Genomic DNA, 9,088 nt, shown 5'->3' with positions numbered 1-9,088 from the left:
TGACGTAATCTCTCTTCCTCAGCCAATCTAGCAGCTTCTGCTTCTTGACGTAATCTCTCTTCTTCAGCTAGTCTTGCAGCCTCAGCCTCTTGACGTAATCTCTCTTCCTCAGCTAATCTAGCAGCCTCAGCCTCTTGACGTAATCTCTCTTCCTCAGCCAATCTAGCAGCTTCTGCTTCTTGACGTAATCTCTCTTCTTCAGCTAGTCTTGCAGCCTCAGCCTCTTGACGTAATCTCTCTTCCTCAGCTAATCTAGCAGCTTCTGCTTCTTGACGTTGTCTCTCTTCCTCAGCTAGTCTAGCAGCTTCTGCTTCTTCATCTTTCTGCACAGAAACTTCTCTTTCTAATGATTTCTGAGATTGCTCTCTTCTTCTCTGCTCGGCCATTTCCTGCTCCAGTTTTTTCTGAGAGGCTAATCTTTCTTCCTCAGCTCGTTGTTCTGCAATCTCCAACTCAAGCTTTTTCTGTGCAGCTAATCGCTCTTCTTCTGCCTTTTGCGCTGCCATCTCCTGTTCTAGCTTTTTCTGTGCAGCTAATTGCTCTTCTTCTTCAGCTTTTTGCTTAGCTTCTGCCTCAGCAATTTGTGCTTGTCTAGCATCTTCCTCTTTAGCTGCTTCTTCAGCTTGTCTTTTCGCTTCAGCCTCTGCTTCCGCTTCTGCTTCTTGTCTTTCTGCTTCCGCTTCTCTGGCAGCTTCTTCAGCAGCTATTCTTGCCTCCTCAGCTTGTCTTCCAGCTTCCTCTTCAGCAGCTATTCTTGCTTCTTCTGCTTCTCTCGCTGCCGCTTCTTGAGCTTCTTTTTCTTCTTCTGCTCTTTTCTGCTCAGCTAATTCTAACTGAATCTTCTTCTGCGCTGCTAATCTTTCTTCTTCTGCTTTTTGCTCAGCCATCTCCAACTCCAATTTCCTTTGAGCAGCAAGCTCTTCTTCTTTTTTCTTATTCAGTAATTTTACTTCCTCTTCTCTCTGTAGCGCAAGCTCTCTTGCCTTTCTCGCTTCCTCTTCTTTTGCTTCCTGAATTGATCTCTCTAATTTATTCATTGCTCGTTGAGCCTGACTTAGAGAGTCATTCCTAGTACTTTGTAATTCTCTTATTAGTTTATTTTGATCTAAAATTTCTTTCTTCAATCTTCTTATTTCAGAATCTCTTTGTAAAGAACTTTTTGATGATAAGTTTCTTCTTTTTCTTCTACGTTCTTCTTTAGCGAAATTAAATGCCAAACCAAATTCGTGAGTTGCGCCAAATTCTGCTACACTTGCATCTCCTCCAATTCCAGGTTCTACAGTATATCCCACAGAAACAACTTTGGTAATATTAGCACCTATTCCTATTGATCCTCCATAGAAACTATTATAACCTAATTGTGCCCAACCGTATTTTTGAATTTCAAATAACACGTTTCCACCATATCTTAAATCTTGCTCACCTGGTTTAGAGGCGTAAACCATCCCTCTTAATTCATTTTCCGTTCTTCTCCAATCCAATTCAGTAGTATACATTACATGTCCAGAATATTCGAAATTATCCGTAAGCAATTCACTAGCCGTAACATTATAAGTAACTAAATTTCCAACAGAAACCCCTACATCAAAATTTCCGTAATTAAAATTTACACCTGGTCTAAGAAGAAAAACCGAACTGTTTTCATAATTATTTATGATGTCATCATCTGCTTGTGCTTGGTCTAGGTTACTTTTTAAAGCACTTTGAGAATAATTTAAATTTACACCAAAAGTGAAATTCATATCTCTGTTTAGTTCGAGATTGTATGCGTAATTTAATGTAGCCCCAAAAAACCTAAAAATTCCAACATTCTGTTGAAATAATCCAATTCCAATTCCTGTTTTTTCTTCAAATCTCGCTGAATAATTAAGGAAATATGTCTGAGAATTATCACTAAAACTGGAACGAGGATTTCTATTATAGATGTTTATAGAGTTTTTGTTTTCTCTTACTAAAGAAAACGTAGGATTAAACAAAAACCTATTATATTTTAAAGAATTATGTAACGGAATATCCGAAGGTAATATACCTGATGTATTGGAAGATCCATCTTGTGCAGATACTAGATGTGCACAAAAAATGAAAATAGATATATAGAGTATTTTTTTTATCATAAATTATCTCATTACTGTAATTGTCCCCTTTTTAACAACTGTATTACTTCTTGATATTATATAATAGTATATAAGTTCACTTGCTTGTGAGGCAGACTCATTTGGCCAATCAGCATTATAACCACCATTCTTTTGGAAATCTAACTTTCCGTTGGATGAATATATGCTTACTTCGACATCATTATCTGTAAAGGAATTTGGCAAAACCCATGAATTGTTTGCAGCATTTCCTCCAGGTGTTACAACATTAGGTATTAATTCGGATAATGCACCAGGTCCTCTAACCTCTGCGATCAGAGTATCTGTAGTACAAAGAGAGGAACTTATTCTTGCAAAGTAGTCTCCTTCTTCAGAAACCGTAAGCGTATTGGTTATTTCGCCATCGATTAATACTTCTGTACCATTTTGAATTACATACCACTCATACGTAAAATTGGTACTCGCTGGAGCTGTTAGCGTAACTGTTTGTCCATCTTCCAAAACAGCAGGATTTATATCTAAAACAATGCTATTGGATAAAAAGTCAATAGGTAAATTGTTAGAAACCGTATCTGGTAAACCTCCTGGATTAAAAATAGCCCTCAACTCGAAACTTCCTCCATTATCAGCACGAGAAACATCTAACGACAAAGAAGTCTCACCTGTAGAGACTCCATCATTAAACCACTCGAAATCAAAAAAGTTAAATTGTTCTGTAGTTAAGGGAACACGATCCCCTGTAGATGTTATACCAACCATTTCTTCTAAAGCAATAGTTATTGTGTCCTGATCACAATCGACGACCTCTCCAGGAGCAATCGTTATATCAAATCTTTCTGCTGCTACCACAACCGTTTCTGTTACTAGTTCTGACATACAAGGATCATCCGGAAATAAAGCATCAATTTCTAATCTATAATCTCCAACACCATTTGCAGGAACATCAAACGTAATAGTTGAGCCAGTAGTAACTCCTTGAATTATAATATTAGTATCACGAATCCATCTGAATGTACTTCCTATCGGGGCATCCGTCTCTACAGTTAGTGTTAAAATTTGTGTTGGTAGTAGTACCAATCCTGGCGGTAAAGGAGTTGTAATACTCGATCCTTCATTAGTAACCGTAACTGGATTTGTAACCAACGTACAATCTTCACTTAGATCTATACGTAATTCATATTCACCTCCAAAATCGTTATCAGGTAGCGTAATTGTTGGAGAAGTTTCTCCATCCAAGTCCACTCCATCTTTAATCCATTGATAACTATAAGAAAAGTCTATTTCACTAGCCTGTAAAACTTTTGTCTCATCAGGACAAAAAGAAAAATCTGGAGCTGTTGTAACAATAGAAATTTCACCAGTATTGACCAAAGACGCAGAGATCCTATTAGATTTATTAAAAACAAAAACATTATTACATAAACCTACCGAAACTCGTGCTTGGTAATCTCCTTCTTCCGTTATGAGTAGTCTTGGACTATTCTCACCAGGTATTAATGCTCCGTCCCTTAACCATTCCCAGTTAAAATTATTAACATCTACTTCGTTATTATTTTGATCTAAAACGACTACCGCCACTTCTTTAGCAAATGAAGCTACATTACAAAAAATGATATCGTCACCGCTATTCAAGCGAATTAAAAGATTATCATCATCGAAAAAATGAAATGGAATGGGGTCTGAAATTTCACTAATAATATTAGCTTCTGTAGCTATCACTCTTAGTCTATAATCGTCACTATTTGCATCCTGTGGAACAACTACATTAGGAAATTGAATAACCACTCCCGCCCCACTTGCCTCATTAGGAGGATCCACTGCCTGACCTATATCAGTAATTTCGGATGCATTCGCAAAACTTCCAGAAGGGTTGGAAAGCTGTAAAATAAAATCATTATTTGAAGGTAGTGCAACACCTGCTGACATATCCGCAGTAAAATCGAAGCTATTCGTCAATGTACCGCAAGCTTGAGCGCCTGATACCAAAGTAGGTGCTTCAATATTTCGTTGAGCTAAGGCTTCTTGAAATCCAAGAGCCAAAACAATCAAGACAAAGACTAAGTTAAGTTTCCTTCTCATAGCGATTATATCACTTAAATACGTGTGAAAATATGCACTACTAATCAAACGATTTGGGGCGTTTGTTAATAATATTGTTAATATAAATATACTAAAGTCATAAAATTATAAATTAAAAATTTATATCAAACCAAATTTTCATTTTTTTTTGTAATAATATTCTTACTAAAAGTTGAGGACAATAATTACATGTGTGAAAACCGTAGTTGATACATCTATAAAAAGATAGTAAAGCATTATTAACCAAATACTTAAATATAATCATTTTACAACAAATGTGGTTCAAAAAACTAGGAAAACAGTAGATAAATCTGAAAAAAAACAAAATTTTTATCCAAATTTCCTAAAAATACCATTGATATTCTGACATTTTATAGGATTGAAAAAAATCTAAAAACGGCAACTTTATCCGATTAAGTGTTTTTTTTTATTCCTTTTTTGAACTAATTTTTATAGCTTATCTAGAATATATGTAAGTAAAAATGTTTTAGGGAATTTTCCCTAAAAATAATATAAAAAAAGAACTCACTTTACTATGCAATTTTGCACATCTTTACTTGAATATAAAACGACTTAAAACGATATTTATACTAGTAAAACAAACCAAAATCATTCTTTTTTGTGTTTATTTATACAAGTAAAACCTTCCCGCAATTTTCCTTAAGCTTCATACAATCCTTTTCTTAATTTTAACAACAAAACATAAAAAAACCCTATAATTAATATTATAGGGTACGATATGGTGTTTAACTTGGTACTATTCTTTACTTTCTTCTGATGGCTTTTCACCATTAAGTTCAGTAATAATTTTATCAGTTAAGTCTAGCTCTTCTTTAGCATAAAAGATATTCTTTACTTCTGTTTGACCATAAATGTAAGTATATCCATTCTTTTTACCATAATCTTTAATAAAATCTTCAACCTTAGCAACAATAGAATCAATCTCGGTCTGACTACCTTGTTGAATCTCTTGCATTCTAGTTTGCTGTTCTCTTTGCAGTGCTTGTTGTTTTACCATTAACTCCTGCTCTTTTTTCTCTCTATTTGATTGTGTCATGGATTTCATTATATTTTGATATCCTTGAACCTCAATTTGAAATTGTTTTGCTTTTTCCTCTAACTCTGCCCTTACTTCATTATTCTTCTTTGTCCATTTTTCTTTCGCAGCTTTCATTTCTTTAAAATCTGAAACAACTTTTGTATTATTTACAAATCCTGTTTTTTCGGCCTGCTGATTACATGAGGTCATTACAAGTAATCCTATAGCGATGCATAAAAATTTTCTCATTATTCTAAATTTAGTTCTGCGCAAAAATATCAAAGTTCAGTATATGTTATCATTATAACATCATCAAATTACCTCGTCATAAGAAAAAACAATAATTATATCTTTTACAATTATCAAAATCAATTAAAAACGACTCAAAACAAAGCATTTTAAGCTGTTTTTAGAAATTTCCTATAGATTGGGTAACTTTTATTGCAAAAATGTCCTTAAAAAACTTTAAAAACAGAATTAATCGTTTTTTAGCACATAAATATGTGAAGAATACTGTTTTGATCTTCGTGCTTTAAGATTAGATATAAAACCTAGCCGAAAAGCTTTTATAAAATTCATTTTCCCATTCCTATACTTTTCGGATAATAATGAGACATAAAAAGAATCAAATAAAAGTGGTAATGTTTTTTGAAGTTTTATTTTTTCTTCCTGAAAAAGGTTTTCTATCGCCTTTTCAGAAAAATGCCATAAATGCCTAGGTACATCATAAGCAGCCCAATGCGAATTATAGTATTCTGCATCGTATGACTTAAAATTGGGAACAGCGATTATGAGGTGACCATTTGGTTTTAAGAGTCTCTTCAATTCTTTAATTTGAGCAGACAAATCGGGTACGTGCTCAAGAACATGCCACATTGTAATCACGTCAAAATTATTAGAAGATAAGTTAGATGTCGTAGTTTCTAACAAGACTCCTTTCTTTTTTGCTTGTTCCTTAGCTTGATCGTTGGGCTCAACTCCTATTACATCCCATTTTTGTTTTTGGGCTTGCATCAAAAAATCTCCAGTTCCAGCACCAATATCTAACAGAGTGCCTGGTTGATTATTTAATTCAGTTATTAGACGAACCTTTTTTCTTAATGAGTAACTTTTTACAATGTGATACAACTTTTCGAAAAACGTTCTTTTGGAATCGGTATGAGAAATATAATCATCACTTTCATAATATCTCCCCAAGACATCTTCGGATGGTTTAGGGACTGTTACAAGCATATCATATTTTTCATCCTTATACAATTTAAACAGCTCACCAGAAACTGTATAATCTTTACATTCTAAATAATATTCGTTTTCGTTATTCATTATCTATTCTAAACCAACTAAAAATCCTTTACTATTTCTATTTATGTTCACTGATTGACATGATATTAGTTTTTGTTCTATACATCGAAAATTATAATCAAGTATTAAATGTTCCACGTGGAACTAAGATTTTGTAGCATCAAAAACTTCAATATTTAAGAGTTTGCTTAATTCTTTGGCCTTTTCTAAAGCTTTATCATACTTCTCTGATTGAAACAACGTTGTTTTTTTATTTTCCTTAAAAAAACGAACAACATACTTATCATGTCTTTCTTTTGTTCCAATGGCACTTACCGTACTCCAATCATTATTCTGCACAAAACTTCCAGAAAACACAGAAACATAATCTGGAAATTCTAAATTCAGCTTTGTCTTAAAAAGCACCAAACCAAACACAGAAAATAATTTATAATTCTCGAAATGACTATTTATCTTATAGGAAGTTGAAAATCCAAAAAAAAGAGAAGAGACAACAACCAACAATATTCTTGACCACAATTCTTCTCTTCCAAAAAAAAGCATTAAAACAGAAAACACAAAAACTATTGTTACTAAAATCTTCCCTTTTAACGCTCTTTCTTGTTTACATATTACATAATTACTCATCGACCCATATAAACTAAAAGGACAGAAATATCACTAGGCGATACTCCACTAATTCTTGATGCCTGAGAAATTGTAGCAGGTTTTATTTTCGTCATCTTCTCACAAGCTTCATACGAAAGTGATTTCAATTTTGTATAATCAAAGTCCTTTGGAATTTTAATATTTTCCAATCGATTTAGTTTGTCAGCATTATTTTTTTCTTTTTCTATATAACCCGAATACTTAACCTGTATTTCTGTTTGTTCTAACACTTCCTTATCCAACTCATTTTTTTCAATATAATCCGCTACTTTTTCCAAGCGTCTCATATCTTCTAAATTAATTTGAGGTCGTGCAAAAATCTTGAACATTTTACCACTTTGGTTAATCGGAGAAGATCCTTTTTCCTCCAATACTGGATTCGCTTCTATAGGAGTCACACTTGTATCTTTAAAAAACTGAACAAAATTATCAGACTTCCTCTGCTTTTCTTCCATTCTTAATAAACGATCATCCGAAGCCAATCCGATTTTGTGAGCAACAGGAGTTAACCTAAAGTCAGCATTATCTTGTCTTAATAAAGTTCTATACTCTGCTCTTGATGTAAACATTCTATATGGTTCTTCTGTTCCCTTAGTTATCAGATCATCTATTAAAACTCCAATATAAGCTTCGCTTCTAGTTAAAATAAATGACCCCTCTTCTTTAACTTTTAGCGCTGCGTTTATTCCTGCCATCAAACCCTGAGAAGCTGCTTCCTCATACCCTGTAGTTCCATTTATCTGTCCTGCGAAAAATAAACCATCAATTAACTTTGTTTCCAAAGTATGTGTTAACTGCGTAGGTGGAAAATAATCATATTCTATTGCATAACCTGGTCTAAAGAATTTCACATTTTCAAACCCCACAACTGAACGTAATGCTTTAAATTGAACATCCTCTGGTAAAGATGTAGAAAATCCATTTACATACACTTCTACTGTATTCCACCCTTCTGGTTCAATAAACATTTGATGTCTTTCTTTATCGGCAAATCTATTAATCTTATCTTCAATTGAGGGACAATATCTAGGACCGATACTTTTAATTCTTCCATTAAACATTGGAGATCTATCGAACCCTTCTCTAAGTAAATCATGAACCTCCGGGGACGTGTATGTCATAAAACAAGATCTTTGCTCAGTAAGTGGTTTTGATAAATCAGAATAACTAAACTTTTCTGGATTATCATCTCCTGGCTGTTCAATCATTTTAGAATAATCTAGGGATCTTCCATCTACACGAGGTGGAGTTCCGGTTTTCATTCTTCCTGAATCAAAACCTAAATCTATCAATTGTTCTGTAATACCAGTTGCCGCTCTTTCTCCTGCTCTTCCTCCTCCAAATTGCTTCTCTCCAATATGAATCAAACCATTCAAAAAAGTTCCATTCGTTAACACAACAGTTTTTGCTTTTACCTCAATTCCCAATGATGTTCTTACTCCCACAACTTTCTCTCCTTCGATCAAAAGTCCATTCACCATTTCTTGATAGAAATCCAAATTTGGTGTTTGTTCCAAAAGCAATCTCCATTCTTCAGCAAATCTCATTCTATCACTCTGAACTCTTGGACTCCACATAGCTGGCCCCTTTGATTTATTCAACATCTTAAATTGTATAGCAGTTCTATCACTTACAATACCACTATAACCTCCTAAAGCATCAATCTCTCTTACTATTTGTCCTTTCGCTATACCACCCATTGCTGGATTACAACTCATTTGAGCTATATTTTGCAAATTCATTGTAATCAACAACGTGCTACAACCTAAATTAGCGGCTGACGCCGCAGCTTCACTTCCTGCGTGTCCTCCTCCAACAACAATCACATCATACTCTTTATCAAACATACCTGATCTACATTTGTTCCACGTGGAACATTTAAATTATATAAAAAATTTGTTCCACGTGGAACAAATTATAAAAACAA

Annotated in this window: 6 protein-coding genes; all 6 read right to left on the bottom strand. The window is 34.0% G+C overall.

All coding sequences use genetic code 11. The features are described from left to right. On the bottom strand, positions 1 to 2,114 hold a 2,114-nt coding region (locus ACWNT5_RS06765), incomplete at its 3' end, for a PorP/SprF family type IX secretion system membrane protein (protein ID WP_456516946.1). A gap of 3 nt (positions 2,115 to 2,117) precedes the next feature. Continuing rightward, on the bottom strand, positions 2,118 to 4,172 hold the full coding sequence (locus ACWNT5_RS06760) for a T9SS type B sorting domain-containing protein (RefSeq protein WP_299609671.1): 2,055 nt from the start codon (positions 4,170 to 4,172) through the stop codon (positions 2,118 to 2,120). Between the two features lie 757 nt (positions 4,173 to 4,929). Then, on the bottom strand, positions 4,930 to 5,460 hold the full coding sequence (locus ACWNT5_RS06755) for an OmpH family outer membrane protein (RefSeq protein ID WP_299609673.1): 531 nt from the start codon (positions 5,458 to 5,460) through the stop codon (positions 4,930 to 4,932). Between the two features lie 228 nt (positions 5,461 to 5,688). Beyond that, positions 5,689 to 6,534, bottom strand: a complete 846-nt coding sequence (locus ACWNT5_RS06750; RefSeq protein ID WP_299609675.1) for a class I SAM-dependent methyltransferase — start codon at positions 6,532 to 6,534, stop codon at positions 5,689 to 5,691. A gap of 123 nt (positions 6,535 to 6,657) precedes the next feature. Continuing rightward, a complete protein-coding gene (locus ACWNT5_RS06745) occupies positions 6,658 to 7,140 on the bottom strand; it encodes a hypothetical protein (protein ID WP_299609677.1) in 483 nt (160 codons plus the stop codon). Continuing rightward, positions 7,137 to 9,008, bottom strand: coding sequence for a tRNA uridine-5-carboxymethylaminomethyl(34) synthesis enzyme MnmG (gene mnmG, locus ACWNT5_RS06740; protein ID WP_456516945.1), 1,872 nt, complete (start codon positions 9,006 to 9,008; stop codon positions 7,137 to 7,139). The genes ACWNT5_RS06745 and mnmG overlap by 4 nt, the downstream gene beginning before the upstream one ends. Positions 9,009 to 9,088: the final 80 nt, after the last annotated feature.

The sequence above is a fragment of the Aquimarina sp. 433 genome (assembly GCF_054054605.1).
The sequence above is the reverse complement of the archived record's forward strand: the minus strand, read 5'-3'. Positions and strand labels throughout refer to the sequence as shown.